This window comes from Micrococcus sp. CS26, from assembly GCF_055522295.1.
Genome location: NZ_JBVFVY010000049.1, coordinates 1 through 1,914 on the forward strand (window position 1 = coordinate 1; position 1,914 = coordinate 1,914).

The 1,914-nt window shown below is 65.3% G+C and carries 3 protein-coding genes; all 3 read right to left on the bottom strand.

All coding sequences use genetic code 11. The features are described from left to right. Positions 1–310: 310 nt before the first annotated feature. The 3 genes from ACZ1IK_RS11105 to ACZ1IK_RS11115 all read right to left on the bottom strand — a co-directional run bounded on the left by ACZ1IK_RS11105 (position 311) and on the right by ACZ1IK_RS11115 (position 1,782). Positions 311–562: a hypothetical protein gene (locus ACZ1IK_RS11105; protein WP_049147591.1), complete on the bottom strand. Its 252-nt coding sequence runs from the start codon at positions 560–562 to the stop codon at positions 311–313. Continuing rightward, on the bottom strand, positions 559–1,173 hold the full coding sequence (locus ACZ1IK_RS11110) for a ParA family protein (RefSeq protein WP_065423796.1): 615 nt from the start codon (positions 1,171–1,173) through the stop codon (positions 559–561). The genes ACZ1IK_RS11105 and ACZ1IK_RS11110 overlap by 4 nt, the downstream gene beginning before the upstream one ends. A gap of 180 nt (positions 1,174–1,353) precedes the next feature. Next, the gene (locus tag ACZ1IK_RS11115; protein ID WP_127435416.1) at positions 1,354–1,782 is read right to left on the bottom strand and encodes a DUF6083 domain-containing protein; all 429 of its coding nucleotides are present in this window, start codon (positions 1,780–1,782) and stop codon (positions 1,354–1,356) included. Positions 1,783–1,914: the final 132 nt, after the last annotated feature.

Sequence of the window (1,914 nt, forward strand, 5' to 3'; positions counted from 1 at the left end):
ATCCGGGACTCAACTCTTCTCCGTGGTCCACTGCACATCCCCTCGATGCTCACTCCGTCTGCTTGCGTTCGGTCCGTTGTGGCGAGTTCGTTCTTGCGCCGCGCGGCTGAGTGAACTATCTGTTCTCCCGTCCAGAGACCTCCCCTGACTTGGTCGATTGAGGGATGGAGGCCTTTCAGTATCCCCCGGCTCCTGGATGGTCAACCGGCAGCTACTCAGTGCGTATCGCTCTTAGTCAGACATGGGAAGAGGCGTCTCTAACGCAGTACCGCACTACCTCATTCATGCGCGCGGCACTGCGGTATTGCGGTCAGTCTTCGGGGTACTTGGCTTCGATGGCCTGGATGATCAGTTGGGACATGGGCACCCCGACCTCGACGCTGTGCCGGCGCAGGTGCTTGTGCAGGCGTTCGGGTAGGCGGATGGAGGTGGCCTTGATGGGCTCGGCGGCTGCCTGGGCGTGGGCGGCGTAGGCCAGGGTCATGTCCGGGCCGTCGGTGGGGGTGGCCGGGGTGGTGGTGCGGCGTCCGCGGGCGGCGCCGGGGGTGGGCTTGGTGCTCACGGGCGGGTCATCTCCTGGATCTCCTCGGCGACCTGGAGCCAGGGGCCGAGCGCGGTACGGGTGGGGTAGGTGCCGTGGGTGTGCTTGAAGCTCTCGCGGGTGGGGATCGTGGTGGCCAGCTGCGGGACGTTCTCGGCGGCCAGCAGGTCCACGACCTGGGTGAAGAGCTTGGTGCGGGGGTTGGCCTGGTTCAGCAGGGCCACCAGGCGCACGGTGGGGCCCAGGGCGTCGACGGTGGCCCAGGTGCGGGCGATGTCGTCGGCGCTGGGAGTGGTGGGGATGATGACCAGGTCGGCCGCTGCGGCAGCGGCGGACTGGACGTCGGGGGTGCCCGGTGGGGTGTCGATCACGACGAAGTCCGTGCTCGGGCGCAGCCGTTTGAGGTCGGAGAGGTTCACGGCCCGGTAGGTGAAGGGGATGGGCGAGCCTGTGGGGCGTTCTTCGGCTGCGATCTCCAGCCACTCGCTGGCCGAGCCCTGGGGATCGGCGTCGAGGACTTCGACGCTGTGGCCGGTGTGGGTCAGGGCGGCGGCGAGGCAGATGGTTCCCATGGTCTTGCCCACGCCTCCCTTGGAGGCGATGAACGCGATGGTGACAGGAGCTGGTGCCATGAGGGCAGGATAACCCGCACTAACGCAGTGCCGCACGCGGTGATGCGTTAGTGCGGTACTGCAATCCCTCGGGCCTAGGCGTACATATCGCGTTGGCCAGGGCGGGAGCTGGTGATGGCTCCTCCTCCGTGTGGCAGAGCGTGAGCTCCGTGTTGTCCACCAAGTGGGGATTCTGCTTGTTCAGGAGAGCTTCTCCTCCGTGTCGCTTTCCTCGAGGCTGGCACGCAGCTCGTTCTGGATGCGGAGCAAGGCCGGAGAGTCTGAGTCCTCATCGAAGGGGCAGACATGCGTGTGTGGGATGAGCACCTTGTCGGTGGGGCGTTCTGCGGGGCGTTGGATGGCGATGATCTTCCGACGTCGAGGAAGGCGCCACTGAGCCTTAGGGGGCAATCCAGCGCTCTCGTACTCTTCCGGCTGGAAGGGCCAGGGTGCTTCGCGTTCGGTGTAAATCCAGATGATCGGCAGTCGACAGCGTCGGCAACGGCCTCTCTTTGGTTTGGACCAGAGATAGGTGGCTGGGGCGTCGTCAGCAGGGTCTGAGAACAAGGCCTGCTTGATCTGCTGGGGTTCATGGAGACGATGCCGGGGTGGTGGTTGCTCTTGGCTCATGTGGGTCTCCTCTGCCTGCGCACGCCGGTGATGTTTGGATTCTCACCCGATGGCCGGCTGTACACCAGAGGAAGGAGGGACTGGTGCACGTGTAGGTGACAGTCGTCTTCACGCCGCGTCTGCGGGCGTGTG